The organism is Ruegeria profundi (assembly GCF_001507545.1).
Taxonomy (GTDB): Bacteria; Pseudomonadota; Alphaproteobacteria; order Rhodobacterales; family Rhodobacteraceae; genus Ruegeria; species Ruegeria profundi.
Genome location: NZ_LQBP01000002.1, coordinates 1 through 13,522 on the forward strand (window position 1 = coordinate 1; position 13,522 = coordinate 13,522).

A 13,522-nucleotide genomic window follows, 5' to 3' on the forward strand; every position below is an offset into this window, starting at 1 on the left:
ACTACCACGTCGGGCTTTCGGCTATTTGCCGAGATCGCTGGATAGGTGTGTCCGGTAGGTCGCTGGCGTTGGCTGTTCTAAATGTTTGCGACACATCCCTTGACGATCCCCCTACAGCGGTTGGCTGAAAGCTCAGCGCGCCGCGACCACTATGAACTCCACCAGATATTCGGGGGTTGCCAGTCTAGCCTCACCGCAGGCACGGGCTGGCGCGTGCCCCTCTGGCACCCAGGCGTCCCAGACAGCATTCATTGCGGCGAAATCCTTCATATCGGCTAACCAGATTGTTGTCTGAAGAATGCGTGTCTTGTCACTTCCGACCTCGGCGAGCAACGCATCGATCTTGTCGAGGCAATCCTGCGTCTGCTGTGCGACCGGTGCACCGGCGGTGCCAACCTGACCTGCAAGGTAGATCGTATCACCAAGTTCAACGATCTGGCTCATGCGCGTGGCGGTATGATGTCGAGTGATGTCTGTCATGTTTTCCTCGTGGTCAGGGATTGAAACGACCCGGATCAAGCGCCCGAACGATGTCAGGCTGCAAGCCGAGATTGGAATTGCAGATCAAGGCAGCAGTTAAACGAGCCAACGCCGGGGCGGTTTGGACACCATAACCACCCTGCCCAGCCAGCCAGTAAAAACCTTCGGCCTTCGGGTCATATCCGACAACCGGCGTGCGATCATTTGAAAAAGTACGCAGACCAGCCCAACTGGTTTCGACGCGCGTGACTGGAGTGAAAACGGCTTGTTCGAAACGATGCAGCCCCTCTGCCAAAACCATGTCGTCAACCCACGCGTCATGGGGGTCGACAGGGTCCTCATCTGCCGGGCTGACCATCAGCTTGCCCGCTTCCGGTTTGGCGTACCATTTCTCGGTCGCGCTGGCGAAAAGAGGCCAATTCCGGATTTCGTAACCCAGGGGTGCTGGTAACAACGCTGCCGAGCGACGCATTGGCAACAAACGAAGGTCAGTCGCTTTTGCCATCCGGGCTATTCCTTCAGCCCAGGCTCCCGCGGCGTTGATCACTATCGGGGCCTGATAGCATTGGCCACCGGCCTGCACGGTCCAGAGGCCAGAGCTTCGGTGTAGCCCTGTAACTGGTGCATTGGCTTCGACCTTGCCACCGCGTACCTTCAGCAATCGGACATACCCTGCAAGCATTCGGTCGACGTCGATATCCTGCGCGTCCCACTCAATCACGGCACCTGCGATAGCGTCTTTTCGCAAGATCGGGACCAGTTCGACCGCTTGAGCAGGTGTCAGTTTCTCAAGCCCGGTTGACCCGGTTTTGTAGGCGTCGAGCGCATCGAGCTCTTCGTCTGTCGCCACCAGCATCTCACCACGAGGCGACAGAAGGCTTTGTTCGCTCACTCCGTCGGGCTGTTGCAGAAACGGAGCGGATTCCGTGTTTAATGCGCGCAGTGTCTCGTTGCCATAGTTGCGAATAAAAATCGCGGCAGAGCGACCCGTCGCGTGGTAGCCGAGCTGGCTTTCGGCCTCAAGAACAAGAACAGACATATCGCCCGCAAGCTCAGCCGCGGCACTGATCCCGGCAATTCCGCCGCCGATTACAATGGCATCTGCCGTTTTCACGCCGCCTCCTGAAATCCGGTTAGAACCCGTATCAGGTTTTCGCCCAGGCTATCGGACAAATAGCCACCTTCCTGCACGAACAACACGGGCAGTCCTGTTTTCGCAAGAGCTTTACCAATGCGCGCAAACCCGTCTTGGGTTACAGCCAAACCCTTGAACGGATCGTCGATCGATGCATCCAACCCGAGCGCCACGACAAGGGCGTCTGCACCAAAGCTCTGAACCCGTTGCAGGGCCGTATCCAGCGTCTCCATATAGTCGTCATCGCCGGTTCCCCGCTCCAATGGCAAGTTGAGGTTGTAACCCAGCCCGCGCCCTTCCCCACGCTCTTGCGCGTGGCCCCAAAAGAATGGGTAAAAGCGCGCCGGATCAGCATGGATCGAAACCGTCAGCACGTCGTCGCGCGTATAGAAGATGCCCTGAGTTCCGTTTCCGTGATGCACATCAACATCCAGTATTGCTGGTCGAAGGCCCGCCGCCCGCAAACGTTCCGCAGCAATACCGGAGTTGTTCAAAAAGCAAAAACCGCCCGCCAGATCACCAAACGCGTGATGCCCGGGGGGACGCGAAAGCACATAAGCTGACCTTTCCTCGCCCCTGATCAAGTCAGCCCCCGAAATCGCCGATTGAGCAGACCAATAAGCAGCCTCCCATGTCCCTTCAGCGATTGGGCAAGCGGTGTCGGCCTGATGAAACCCGGCCTGTCCAACAGCAGACTTGGGATACCCATCTGTCCGGGCCGCAGGATGAATGTTCGGGATAACTTCCTCACCTGCGTCGGGAATCCTACGCCAGCGTGAATAGATATTTTGCAGGAAAGTCAGGTATTCCGCCGAGTGCAGTGCCGCAATCGGCCCAAGCCCTGCGTCACTTGGAGCATAGAAAACGCAACCTGCGGCCTCCGCTCCGGCCATCAATACTTCGATCCGCTTTGGCTGTTCCGGATTGGGTAAGATTGCCCCGTTCGCCATGAAATGTTTCGGATCGTGTCGCCACTGCCGCGCGTCAAACACCGCTTTCATACTTCACCTTTCAGGGCCGCACACCCGGCCTTGTCCAAGATAAGTTCGATTTGCCCCTCAAGGGGCTCAAACCCCAACTGGTCGTAGAACCGTCGAGCGTTGAGGCTGTCATCATACACGCTGAGCTTGATAAAATTGGCGCCCCACAATTCGACCCCATCTGCCAGAGCTGCACTTAACAGGCGTGCGCCAAGTCGCCTTCCACGCACTTTCGGAGCAGCCCATAAATCAGAAACAAAAATCCCGGCACCGCCTCGCGTTGTCGAAAAAACCGGGGAATACAGCGCCACGCCCACGATCTCATCTGTCTCGGCAAGTACGGCGCGAAAGCCCGGCATATCCGCCCAGCCCACGTTTTCAAGGTCCGCCGCCCGAGCGGTATGTTCGTCATTCAAATCGTCCGACAAGCGCCGCAGTGCCGTGTTTATGCGCTCGGCATCACGTTGTTCGGCGACACGCAAACTAACCTGCATCAGAAAGCCGTCCTGTCTGCGCCTTTCAGACCCAGCATTACCCGCGCTTCGGCCGGGCTAGCCACCTCTCGACCAAGATCTTCGACAATTCGGCGGATTTTCCGGACCTGCTCGGCGTTCGATTTAGCCAGTACCCCGCGCGATATCATCAGGCTGTCCTCCAGCCCGACGCGGACATGGCCGCCCATTGCCGCCGCCATCGTGATCAGCGGCATCTGATGGCGCCCTGCTGCCAGAACAGAATAGTAATAATCCTGCCCAAACAGTTTGTCTGCTATCAATTTCATATGTGTCAGGTTTTCGGGGTCCGGCCCAATCCCACCCAGCACTCCAAATACGAATTGAATAAACAGCGGCCCCTCAACCAAGCCACGGTCGACGAAATGGTGCAGCATGTAAAGATGGCCGACATCATAGCATTCGAACTCGAACCGCGCACCGCGTTCGGTGCCCATCTCAGCCAGTATACGCGCCATGTCTCGCGGTGTATTCTTGAAGACAAGGTCATCTGAATTGCGCAGAAACGGCTCTTCCCACTCGTGTTTCCACTCGGAAATACGGTCAGCCGCCGGATAGAGCGCAAAATTCATCGTGCCCATGTTCAGGCTGCACATTTCCGGTTCAGCCCGCTTTGGAGCAGCAAGGCGGTCGTCAAGCGACATCACTGCGCTGCCCCCGGTGGAAATATTCAAAACGGCATCGGTGGATTGCTTGATCCGTGGAAGAAAACCCATGAAGTCGTCGACACGCGCGGACGGTTGTCCGGTTTCAGGGTTGCGGGCGTGAAGATGCAGGATTGCGGCCCCAGCCTCTGCCGCTTCGACAGATTGCGCCGTAATCTCATCGGGCGTGACTGGCAGATGCGGCGACATTGATGGCGTATGGATCGAACCCGTGATTGCGCATGTGATCAGAATTTTGGACATGTTACGCTGCCTTTCCAGCGATCTCGCCGGAAAACTGGGTCAGTGAAGCATCGAGACCTTCGATAATTTCGTCCAAATTCGTGTCAGACGTGATCAGCGGCGGGCACACCAGAATATGATCCCCTTCTATCCCGTCCCGCGTACGACGAGAGTAGACGATAAGCCCCTTTTCATACGCAATATCCACAACTCTCTGATAGGCATTCCACTCTTTGGGCAACGGGGTCTTTTTGTCCCTGTCAGCCATCAGTTCAAAGGCCGTCAGCAGACCTTTGCCACGTACATCCCCGATCATGTCATGCTTTTGCATCAAGCCATGCAGCCGCGCGAGCAGTTTTTCCCCTATGCGGGTTGCATTTGCACACAGACCCTGGGATTCGATTTCCTCGACAACAGCTAATCCGGCGGCGCAGGCCAGCGGATTACCGGCATAAGTATACCCATGTGCAAACCCACCAGCATCCAGCACGGCTTCGACCAGGTGGTCATCTGCAATCATTGCGCCCAACGGCACGTAACCTGATCCAATACCTTTGGACATGACCAGAATATCAGGGCGGGCAGACCAATGATCCGAGCCCAGAAAGCGACCTGTGCGCCCTGCCCCGGTCATCACCTCATCAGCTATCATCAGGATGCCATATTCGTCGCAGATCTCACGGATACGTTCCATGTAGCCAACCGGCGGAACCAATGCTCCAGTTGATGCCCCACCGATTGGTTCGACGATGAAAGCCATCACACTTTCCGGCCCTTCCTCATCAATTTTTGCGGCCAGCATGTGGGCATAGTAGCGACCGGTTTCCAGATCATTGGGGTTCAGGCCATCTAGATACGCTCGCGGTGCCGGGATCTTGGGCATTTGCCGCATCATCGGCTCGAAAGGCGCGCTCAGCGGTTCATAGCCAGTCACGGCAAGCGCCCCCAAAGTGCTGCCGTGGTATGAGGGCTGCCGTGAAATCACCTTCCATCGACTGCCCTGCCCGACGGCCTTCATATACTGCCGCGCAACCTTCAGCGCACTTTCCACGGCCTCCGAACCGCCCGAGACAAAGAAAACCTTGTTAAGCCCCTTGGGGGACAGTGCGGCCAACCTGGCGGCCAGTTTCTCGGACGCTTCGGTTTCGAAATGAAGGCGATAGCCGAAGGTCGATTTCTCCATCTGCTGCCGCATCGCGGCCAGCACGTTGGGATTTGAATGCCCTATGTTACAGACCATCGCGCCTGATGAGCCATCCAGATAGCGTTTGCCATCCTTATCCCACATATAGACACCTCGGGCCTGATCCAGAACGGGTTTGCGACCCCGGCCTTGATAGAACAGATGAGACATCTCAGCCCCCCTGCAGCGCCGCGCAGTCCTGCGGGCGGAAACCAACTGTCACCGCGCTGCCCTCGGCAAACGGTGTGTCGTCGATCATATTGATAGCCTGCAACTGCGTATCACCCACGCGCACGAAATAACGGACCGTCTGACCCTGATAGTCGACTGTTTCAACGCGCGCGGGGGCAGTAACTAGCCCATCGGTTGCCGTGCTTTCGTCAAACAACGTCAGCTTTTCCGCGCGCAGCACCAGCTTGGCCGGCCCCTGTTGAACCTGGCCGGCTTTGTCCGATGGTACATGGACTTTTCCAAAAAGCGGTGCATCCAGAACAACGCCTTGCGCGTCCTTTTGTTCGCAATGCCCGGCCAGAATGTTGGATGCCCCAAGGAAATTTGCCACAAACTCACTGGCCGGGGTGTTGTACACGTCAGAAGGCGAGCCAACTTGTTCGACACGTCCCGCGCTCATCACGACAATAGTGTCGGACATGGCCAGTGCTTCGGATTGGTCATGCGTGACGAACACTGTCGTCACTCCAATCTGGTGCTGAATACGCTTCAGTTCGACCCGCATGTCTTCTCGCAGGTTGGCATCCAACGCGGAAAGCGGCTCATCCAGCAACAGTACCTCAGGTTCGACCACTATCGCCCGCGCAAGAGCGATACGCTGTTGCTGACCCCCTGACAGAGCCTTGGGGTAGCGGTCGCCGACATCCGGCAGTTGCACCAGATCCAAGGCCGCCTGCACCTTGCCCGCAATGTCGGCCTTGGGCACATCCCGGTACTTCAGCCCGAACGCCACATTCTCAGCCACGGTTTTATGCGGAAAGAGTGCGTAGTTCTGAAAGACGATGCCCAGGTTTCGCTTGTGGATTGGCACATCGTTAACGCGCTTGCCGCCGATCAGGATCTCTCCCTCGGTCGGGTCCAGCAGGCCAGCAATCATCCGAAGGTTGGTGGTTTTACCGCAACCCGATGGCCCAAGAAGGGTAACGAAGGTCCCTTCGGGAATTTCGAGGTTGGTGGGGTGCACCGCCGTGAACGATCCAAAGCGCTTCACGATGTTTTTCAGTGTGACGGAACTCAATGGAACATTCTCCGGATCGATGGGTGGTCCCCCGGGCAATGCCGGGGGAGCGATAGGTTCAATAGCCCTTCTGGACGCGACCAAAGGTCTTGGACCAGTCGGCCTCGTGACCATTCCAGTAGTCGGGCTTGGCGAAGGTCAGTCCCGACAAAGTTCCTGTCGGATCAAACGCGGGCAGCGTCGGTATTTTACCACCTAACTCGACCTTCGTCGGATCGAGCGCCGGCGGATAGTTCTGTCCCTCGGCAACCGCAATCGACGTTTCCGGCGCCAGCATAAAGTTCAGCAGTTCCTCGCAGGCCTCCATCGGCGATCCCTTGATCACGAACAGGCATTCCTGCCAGCCAAACCCGTTGGGAGGGTCCATGTAACCGATGTCATGACCTTGCTCTTGCAACGCATAAATGCGCCCCGACCAGCCTTCGGTCACATAGATTTCTTCTTCGGCCAGCAAGCTCATCAACTCAGCGCCAGAGGTCCAGTATTTCAGCGCCAGATCACGGTGCGCACGAACCGCATCCCATGCGGCTTCTTCATCCGTTACCCCGTTCGGATCCTGACCGGTTTGCAACGCCGCGTACCACATCCGGGTGCGCCAATCGCTCCATCCGCCGATCTTGCCTTTCAGGTTTTCGTCGATCAGGATTTTCGCGCCGATTTCCTGCATCTGATCATCGCTGACATACTTACGGTTGTAGGCCAGCCCGGTTGTTCCGTAATCGTAGGGAACGCAGCTCAGCTTGCCGTCTGTTACCCCACGGAACACATCCACCAGTTTGGGGATCACGAATTCCAGGTTCGGGATGTTGTCTTCGTTCAGCTCCGAAGTCAGCTCAAGCCCGTGATAGCGCGCGTAGTCGAAAACGCCGGACAGGTGGGCAATGTTGTACTCTCCCGGTTGGCTGGCCTTGACGCGGCTCAGGTATTCGTCGCCTCCCCCAAAGGTTCCGTCGACTACGGCAATGCCGGTTTTCTCGGTGTAGGGATCGAAAGCGTGCTTGCGAAACGCCTCGGAAACGACACCGCCCCAGCCGTCGAAACGGACTTGATCAGTGGCGGCATGCGCATACTTGGCAAAAGGCGTCTGAACACCGTAGGCCAGGCCCGCCGCACCGATCAGCCCCAAAAAACCGCGGCGGTCGATGTCTCCGTTCATATAGCGTTCGCGAAGGCGTTCGTATCGGGTGGTATTGTCCATTTTCTTGGTCATTTATCTCTCCTTGTCGGGTGTTCAGTTTTGAAGGTGGCGGTTCTTATGTGCCGCTCTTTTTGGCCAATTGCCGTGCGATCCCGACCCCCAGAAGGGGCAGTCCAACGGTCATGACAATCATCACGGTGCCAAGCGCATTGATCTCGGGAGAGATCGAATTCCGCAACATGGCAAAGATCTGGGTGGGGACGGTTTCAACACCACCGGGTTTCCAGAACAAAGTGCCGGTGATGTCGTCGAAGCTGATCGTAAAGGCGAACAGTGCTCCGGCCAGAACCGCTGGCAACATTAGCGGCAGGGTGATCTGAAAAAAGGTCTGAACCGGGGTTGCGCCAAGGCTCATCGCCGCTTCTTCGACATCGCGTTTGATGCTGATCAGCCTGGCCTGCACCACCAATATCACGAAAGGCAGGGTGAAAATCACGTGACCAAACAACAGAAGGCCAAAGCTTTTGTTGATGCCAAGGAAGTTCAGAAACAACAAAAGGGCGACAGCCAGCACAACCTCAGGAACCAGTATCGGCGCAATCAGCAAGGTCGAGATGGTATTGGCACCCGGCACCCTGTAGCGCACCAATGCAAGGCTTGCCAAAACCCCAAGTGTGGTCGAGATCATCGCGGTCATTAGCCCCAATACGATCGACGTCCGGAAGGCCCGCAGAATTGCCTCATTGTTCCACAGCTCAACAAACCAGCGAAGCGAAAATCCAGTCATCGGGAAGCTGCCGAATTGCGAGGCATTGAAGCTGAGCAGCACGACAACGGCCACCGGCAGAAACATGAAAATGTAAACACCAATTGACCATGCCCGGATCAGGTTCCATCCCATTTTTCCACCTTCCATCAACCCAGCCCCTTCATCAGCTGAGCCATGCCCAGATACCGGTTGTAGATCATCACCAGCGCCCCCAATACAGCCAACAACATCAGGCTCAGTGCGGAACCAAGCGGCCAGTTGAGTTGGGTGATAATGGCTTCGAAAACGAGGTTCGCGAACATGGCATCCCGCGGTCCGCCAAGGACCAGTGGCGTGATGTAAGTCCCCGCCCCCAAGACAAAACACAGCAACCCACCGGCGGCTAACCCGGGCAGCGATAGCGGCAAGGTGACTTGCAGAAACGCTTCCCATTTGGTTGCACCAAGCGAGTTTGCGGCGTCTTCCAGATTGGTATCGATCCCATCGAGACTGACATAGATGTTCAGGATCATGAACGGCAGGAGGAAGTGCACCAGGCCCAAGATGACCGTCGCTTCGTTGTAAAGCATCTGTATCGGTTCAGAGATAATTCCAAGCGACAACAGCAGCGAATTGAATGCACCGGACACGCCCAGAATGTTGATCCAGCTCATCGTTCGAATGATGTAACTGATCCAAAACGGCAGCATCAAAAGCAGCAGCAAAATTGCCTTGTTCCCCCTCGATCTGGCGATGAAATAGGCTGAAGGGTATCCCATGATCGCACAGACAATGGTTGTGATTGCAGCAATGCGAAGGGTGCTGATCAGGATATCGCGATAGAACGGATCGGTCAGTGCTTCGTTCCAGTTATCCAGATAAAATCCGACCTGATCCGCCCCCGTCGCCGTGCGAAGCCAAAAACTGTAGACCACTATGAACATCAAGGGCACGAACAGCAGCAATGCCACTGCGGCAAGTGCTGGTGAAAGCAAAATCCACGGCTGTCGCGCTTCGCGGGTTTCGATTGACATTTCGGGCCTCGGGTAAACACTTGCCCTTACAGTGCTAATGCTACAATCATAGATCAAATAGATAATTAGAATTCTGAGTATAGTTGCTATCTATGACCGACTTAGTCAGCCAATACGATCCCGACCGAGTAGCGCGTGAGTTGGATTGGAACCTGCTGCGTACCTTTGTTGTTCTTGCGGAAAGTCATTCTATTACCGATGCCGCCAATCAACTTGGGCTTCGTCAGCCTTCCGTTTCTGCGGCTTTAAAAAAACTCGAAGACCGAATTGGCCGCAAACTGCTCGACCGATCACCGGGCCGATATGCGCTGACCCATGCCGGCCGCCTGCTCTACCATGAAGCTGTCGAGATCAACGGATCCGTGTTGCGTCTTTCGACCTTGCTACGAGACTTGACGGACGAGGTTCAGGGCAACATCAAGATTACAGCTGCCAGCCACGTCGTGTGTCCTGTACTCGACGACGCTCTGGCGCGTTTTCATTCAAACCATCCCAACGCGAGTTTCTCGATCGAAGTACATTCCAGCGCCGATGCCATTGCCGAGGTCGCAGCGAAACGGGCATCCTTTGCGGTTTGCCTGGTGAAGGATCACAACCCCAAACTCGAATACCGCCGCTTATATCGTGAATACTTTGGGCTGTTCTGTGGCCCAAATCACCCATTCTTTGGCAGAAAAGACTTAACTGTCGCGGATCTGGCGGGCCAAAGCTCTGTAAGCTTCGAAACGGACCGCCTCCAGGATGTACTGCGGCCGGTCACTGTCATGAGGGCTCAAGCCGAATTGGGACAGAAGATCACCGGCGTCTCTAGCCATTTGGAAGAAGTCCGGCGCATGATTATCGCCGGGCTTGGTATCGGCCCCCTCCCCCTGCACGTTGCGGCCCGGGATGTCCGCGATCGGCAACTTTGGCAGGTTCCTCCATATGACGGTCTACCGGCTATCGATGTTCACGTTGTCTGGAACCCAGCCACGGTCAAGAACCGAGCAGAGGAACTGCTGCTGCAGGAAATCCTGACTGCAATTGAGACAACACCAATGGAAGTACGCACTTACCGCTGAGTTTTGCACTCAACCGTATTGCTGCAGTCGGGAAATCGTTTCTTTTGGGTGAGCGTTCAACAAAGCGAGCAGCTTATATGCTGGACCTCCGGGGCGGCGCGTTTCCTGCTCCCACATCCGATAGCCAAATTCGCTCATCCCGATAAGTTCGGCCATTTCCGATATGGTCAAGCCGACCTTTTCGCGCACCTCAAGAGGTGAGGCTTCAGCGAATGAACTGGTCTTTTCTTGAGCACCTTGCGCCGTGTCAGCGGGTAAAAGACTGGGGTCCGATTCTGTCATAATCTGCTCCTTTCTTGTTGTCCTTTGACGCATGACCGTATGCCATACCTGAAGTTCGCAATTGCGCAGAAATCACGTTCTGCCGCGCAGGCGTTTTTCTACTGTGCTCAGTCCGCGCGTCGCCTGTGTGATATCCGCCTGAAGGCTACGGAGCTCATCTAGGATACCCCGCATGTTTTCTGAGGCCAACGAAGCATCGACGGGGTAAGGAGCACCTTCTCCCTCACCGCTTAGAAGCCAAACCAGAGATACCCCAAGAATGCCGGAGATCATCTGCGCTTTGTTTGCACGTGGCTCTGTTCGGTCTTCCTCCCATCTCTGGACGGTCCTCAGCTTAACGCCCAACCTTGAGGCAAGTTCATTTTGCGAATACCCCACGGCTTCGCGCGCGGCGAAGATCCGGTCTCCCAAAGTTGCGTTTGCTTTACCGCTCGGCTTCTCATTTGATACGGTCGTGTCTACGTTCATTCCACACTCCCACTTTTGCAAATATTTAGAGGCGCTCCGGCCGCAAGCTCAGAGCGATTATTCCCCAAGCGGATCGTCACCAGGTTGCTGTTTTCGTGGCGGCGAAAAGGCTCCAGCGCCTGGGTGATGAAAGGCTGGATATCCATCCGTGACCGCTGCCACCTCGCAAACCGACGGAACAACGCCCAGTTCCGCTTGTCGTCTGATGGAATGACGGTCTGAACACGGGTTACATCGGCACATACGTCCCGCCGCATCACCTGCCCCAGCATGAGCGAGGCAAGCCCTTTTTCAGCTTCACCCTCAGATACATACACTTGCCAGATAAACAGAGTTTGCCGGTCATAGGGCGGAATATAGGCCAACATCGCGCCGACCGTTTCCCCATCAAGTTCAGCGATGATTGAGAATTTATTGTAACCCTCGAATTTCGCGAGTTCGCCCAGCAAGTTTCCGATAGCTTTCTGATTTACGCTTACGGCCAACGAAGCTACTGCCATACTGTCTTGCGGCAAGAGGGTACGTAATACCGGAAATGGTTGTTCGAACAATTCCAAAGAATGCTGCATACAATGCTCCGTCATTAAACTTTGAACTACTAACTATCACAGGGAAGCGAAATTTCAAAAAAGCGAAATCTAAACCTATAATTCTGCCATGCAACTTCTATTTATGTTTCGCTAAGCTAATAAACTTCCAGCGCGATTCGACTTGGGCTATCGACACGGTTTTGGCAATCTCGTGCCGTTCGAGCCAAGAGTAGATACATGCATCTTATCGACATCAACCTTGTCGCCTCGCGCCAAGTTCTGCGTGCCGCCAAGATGTCTGGCCCGAAATTGGAGAGGGTCGCCACGATGCTTGACACCCAAGACCTTCAGAGCGATGCAAATCTGACGACAGGTGAGTTTCAAAAACCGGAATGAAAAAGGGCCGGAGCGGCCGGCCCTTTCGTCTAGCTTCCCTTACACCTTATCCGAGAACGGCTTTTACGGCCTGTACCGTCCCGGCCACCACCTGATCGGCCTCTTCGCGGGTCAGACAGAAGGGCGGCGCAAAGCCCAGGATGTCACCTTGCGGCATGGCGCGGGCGATGATCTTGCTCTGCTCCAGCAACTTGGCCGAGATTTGCGGACCGATTTTGTCGGCCGAGTCGAAGAAGGTGCGGCTATCCTTGTCTTTCACGAATTCCACCGCACACAGCATCCCTTCGCCACGGACATCACCGACATGGGCATGATCAGCCAGTGCCTCAGTCATGGTTTGGTTCAGATAGGTGCCCAGTTCACCCGCATTCGAGACCAGATTCAGTTCGTCGATCAGTTTCAGGTTGGCCACGCCTGCCGCAGCGCCGATGGGATGCGCCGAATACGTCCAGCCATGGCCGATCGGGCCGTTTTCGTCCGTGCCTTGCTCCAGCACCTTCCAGACTTTGTCTGACACTATCGAGCCGGACAGCGGCGCATAAGCCGATGTCAGACCCTTGGCGATGGTGATGATATCGGGTTCGATCCCGTAGTGATCAGAGCCGAACATGGTGCCAAGGCGACCGAAGCCAGTGACGACTTCATCAGCAACCAGCAGGATGTCGTGTTTCCTGAGCACCGCCTGAATAGCCTCCCAGTAACCTGCAGGCGGGGGCACGATGCCGCCTGTGCCCAGAACCGGCTCACCGATAAAAGCGGCGATCGTGTCTGCGCCTTCGCGCTCGATCAAAGCTTCCAGTTCGGCGGCGCAATGGGCGGCGAATTGCTCTTCGGTCTGGTCCAGATTTTCACGGCGATAGTAGTACGGGGCCTCGGTATGGATCACCTGCTCGACCGGCAAGTCGAATTTCTTGTGAAACAGTTCCAGCCCGGTCAGCGAACCCGTCACCAACCCCGAGCCGTGATATCCGCGCCAACGTGAGATGATCTTCTTCTTCTCAGGACGGCCCAGAATGTTGTTGTAGTACCAGATCAGCTTAACGTTGGTTTCATTCGCGTCCGAGCCGCCGAGGCCGAAATAGACCTTGGACATGTTCGCAGGTGCCCGGTCGAGGATCATTTTCGACAAGGTGATCGAGGCTTCGGTGCCGTGACCCACATAGGCATGGTAATAGGCCAGTTCCTTGGCCTGCTCACCGATGGCCTCGGCAATTTCTTGACGGCCATAGCCGACATTCACGCAATAAAGGCCGGCAAAGGCGTCCAACAGTTTGTTCCCGTCACGGTCTTCGATAAAGACACCGCTGGCGGTCTTGATTACGCGGTTCGGACTTTCACCACGCGCGTGCTGCGCCAGATGGGTCGAAGGGTGGAAAAAATTTTCGCGATCCCACTGGTCGAGTTGGTCATTCTTCAACATTAGCTTTCCCTTTGTGTCA

16 protein-coding genes are annotated in these 13,522 nt (G+C 55.8%); 2 read left to right on the forward strand and 14 right to left on the reverse strand.

What is annotated here, in order from left to right; translation table 11 throughout:
- Positions 1-132 precede the first annotated feature (132 nt).
- The 10 genes from AVO44_RS03540 to AVO44_RS03585 are packed head-to-tail and all read right to left on the reverse strand — an operon-like array spanning position 133 to position 9,346.
- The gene (locus AVO44_RS03540) at positions 133-480 is read right to left on the reverse strand and encodes a RidA family protein (RefSeq protein ID WP_068332726.1); all 348 of its coding nucleotides are present in this window, start codon (positions 478-480) and stop codon (positions 133-135) included.
- Between the two features lie 13 nt (positions 481-493).
- A complete protein-coding gene (locus AVO44_RS03545) occupies positions 494-1,594 on the reverse strand; it encodes an NAD(P)/FAD-dependent oxidoreductase (RefSeq protein WP_068332728.1) in 1,101 nt (366 codons plus the stop codon).
- The gene (locus AVO44_RS03550; RefSeq protein ID WP_068332730.1) at positions 1,591-2,616 is read right to left on the reverse strand and encodes a histone deacetylase family protein; all 1,026 of its coding nucleotides are present in this window, start codon (positions 2,614-2,616) and stop codon (positions 1,591-1,593) included. The genes AVO44_RS03545 and AVO44_RS03550 overlap by 4 nt, the downstream gene beginning before the upstream one ends.
- Positions 2,613-3,089, reverse strand: coding sequence for a GNAT family N-acetyltransferase (locus tag AVO44_RS03555; RefSeq protein WP_068332731.1), 477 nt, complete (start codon positions 3,087-3,089; stop codon positions 2,613-2,615). The genes AVO44_RS03550 and AVO44_RS03555 overlap by 4 nt, the downstream gene beginning before the upstream one ends.
- Positions 3,089-4,015 carry a 3,5-dioxohexanoate:acetyl-CoA acetone transferase gene (gene kce / locus AVO44_RS03560; protein ID WP_068332732.1) on the reverse strand — a complete coding sequence of 309 codons (927 nt, stop codon included), beginning with the start codon at positions 4,013-4,015 and terminating at the stop codon, positions 3,089-3,091. The genes AVO44_RS03555 and kce overlap by 1 nt, the downstream gene beginning before the upstream one ends.
- Position 4,016: 1 nt before the next feature.
- Positions 4,017-5,348 carry an aminotransferase family protein gene (locus AVO44_RS03565; RefSeq protein ID WP_068332733.1) on the reverse strand — a complete coding sequence of 444 codons (1,332 nt, stop codon included), beginning with the start codon at positions 5,346-5,348 and terminating at the stop codon, positions 4,017-4,019.
- A gap of 1 nt (position 5,349) precedes the next feature.
- A complete protein-coding gene (locus tag AVO44_RS03570) occupies positions 5,350-6,426 on the reverse strand; it encodes an ABC transporter ATP-binding protein (RefSeq protein WP_068332735.1) in 1,077 nt (358 codons plus the stop codon).
- A 58-nt stretch (positions 6,427-6,484) separates the two neighbouring features.
- Positions 6,485-7,624, reverse strand: coding sequence for an extracellular solute-binding protein (locus AVO44_RS03575; protein ID WP_068333951.1), 1,140 nt, complete (start codon positions 7,622-7,624; stop codon positions 6,485-6,487).
- A 55-nt stretch (positions 7,625-7,679) separates the two neighbouring features.
- On the reverse strand, positions 7,680-8,465 hold the full coding sequence (locus tag AVO44_RS03580) for an ABC transporter permease (RefSeq protein WP_068333954.1): 786 nt from the start codon (positions 8,463-8,465) through the stop codon (positions 7,680-7,682).
- A 14-nt stretch (positions 8,466-8,479) separates the two neighbouring features.
- Complete coding sequence (locus AVO44_RS03585) at positions 8,480-9,346, reverse strand: ABC transporter permease (RefSeq protein ID WP_068332737.1); 867 nt, start codon at positions 9,344-9,346, stop codon at positions 8,480-8,482.
- A 92-nt stretch (positions 9,347-9,438) separates the two neighbouring features.
- On the opposite strand from AVO44_RS03585, the gene AVO44_RS03590 reads away from it, so the two are divergent.
- Positions 9,439-10,407, forward strand: a complete 969-nt coding sequence (locus tag AVO44_RS03590; protein ID WP_068332740.1) for a LysR family transcriptional regulator — start codon at positions 9,439-9,441, stop codon at positions 10,405-10,407.
- A gap of 9 nt (positions 10,408-10,416) precedes the next feature.
- Here the strand turns inward: AVO44_RS03590 and AVO44_RS03595 are convergent, their stop codons facing one another.
- The 3 genes from AVO44_RS03595 to AVO44_RS03605 all read right to left on the reverse strand — a co-directional run bounded on the left by AVO44_RS03595 (position 10,417) and on the right by AVO44_RS03605 (position 11,714).
- Complete coding sequence (locus AVO44_RS03595; RefSeq protein WP_068332742.1) at positions 10,417-10,689, reverse strand: helix-turn-helix domain-containing protein; 273 nt, start codon at positions 10,687-10,689, stop codon at positions 10,417-10,419.
- Positions 10,690-10,761: 72 nt separating this feature from the next.
- Positions 10,762-11,157 (reverse strand): helix-turn-helix domain-containing protein, encoded by a 396-nt coding sequence (locus AVO44_RS03600; RefSeq protein WP_068332744.1) that lies wholly within the window; start codon positions 11,155-11,157, stop codon positions 10,762-10,764.
- Positions 11,154-11,714, reverse strand: coding sequence for a GNAT family N-acetyltransferase (locus AVO44_RS03605; RefSeq protein ID WP_157769922.1), 561 nt, complete (start codon positions 11,712-11,714; stop codon positions 11,154-11,156). Before AVO44_RS03605 ends, AVO44_RS03600 begins: the two co-directional genes overlap by 4 nt.
- A 210-nt stretch (positions 11,715-11,924) precedes the next feature.
- Here AVO44_RS03605 and AVO44_RS20975 point away from each other — a divergent pair, with 210 nt between their 5' ends.
- Positions 11,925-12,083, forward strand: coding sequence for a hypothetical protein (locus AVO44_RS20975; RefSeq protein WP_157769923.1), 159 nt, complete (start codon positions 11,925-11,927; stop codon positions 12,081-12,083).
- 46 nt (positions 12,084-12,129) lie between these two features.
- Here AVO44_RS20975 and AVO44_RS03610 read toward each other — a convergent pair whose 3' ends face one another.
- Positions 12,130-13,503, reverse strand: coding sequence for an aspartate aminotransferase family protein (locus tag AVO44_RS03610; protein ID WP_068332749.1), 1,374 nt, complete (start codon positions 13,501-13,503; stop codon positions 12,130-12,132).
- Positions 13,504-13,522 lie beyond the last annotated feature (19 nt).

Excerpts from the sequence above, each read along its gene's own strand:
- AVO44_RS03540 (WP_068332726.1), bottom strand. The coding sequence starts at position 480 with ATGACAGACATCACTCGACATCATACCGCCACGCGCATGAGCCAGATC.
- AVO44_RS03550 (WP_068332730.1), bottom strand. The coding sequence starts at position 2,616 with ATGAAAGCGGTGTTTGACGCGCGGCAGTGGCGACACGATCCGAAACAT.
- AVO44_RS03555 (WP_068332731.1), bottom strand. The coding sequence starts at position 3,089 with ATGCAGGTTAGTTTGCGTGTCGCCGAACAACGTGATGCCGAGCGCATA.
- kce (WP_068332732.1), bottom strand. The coding sequence starts at position 4,015 with ATGTCCAAAATTCTGATCACATGCGCAATCACGGGTTCGATCCATACG.
- AVO44_RS03565 (WP_068332733.1), bottom strand. The coding sequence starts at position 5,348 with ATGTCTCATCTGTTCTATCAAGGCCGGGGTCGCAAACCCGTTCTGGAT.
- AVO44_RS03575 (WP_068333951.1), bottom strand. The coding sequence starts at position 7,624 with ATGGACAATACCACCCGATACGAACGCCTTCGCGAACGCTATATGAAC.
- AVO44_RS03580 (WP_068333954.1), bottom strand. The coding sequence starts at position 8,465 with ATGGGATGGAACCTGATCCGGGCATGGTCAATTGGTGTTTACATTTTC.
- AVO44_RS03585 (WP_068332737.1), bottom strand. The coding sequence starts at position 9,346 with ATGTCAATCGAAACCCGCGAAGCGCGACAGCCGTGGATTTTGCTTTCA.
- AVO44_RS03590 (WP_068332740.1), top strand. The coding sequence starts at position 9,439 with ATGACCGACTTAGTCAGCCAATACGATCCCGACCGAGTAGCGCGTGAG.
- AVO44_RS03595 (WP_068332742.1), bottom strand. The coding sequence starts at position 10,689 with ATGACAGAATCGGACCCCAGTCTTTTACCCGCTGACACGGCGCAAGGT.
- AVO44_RS03600 (WP_068332744.1), bottom strand. The coding sequence starts at position 11,157 with ATGAACGTAGACACGACCGTATCAAATGAGAAGCCGAGCGGTAAAGCA.
- AVO44_RS20975 (WP_157769923.1), top strand. The coding sequence starts at position 11,925 with ATGCATCTTATCGACATCAACCTTGTCGCCTCGCGCCAAGTTCTGCGT.
- AVO44_RS03610 (WP_068332749.1), bottom strand. The coding sequence starts at position 13,503 with ATGTTGAAGAATGACCAACTCGACCAGTGGGATCGCGAAAATTTTTTC.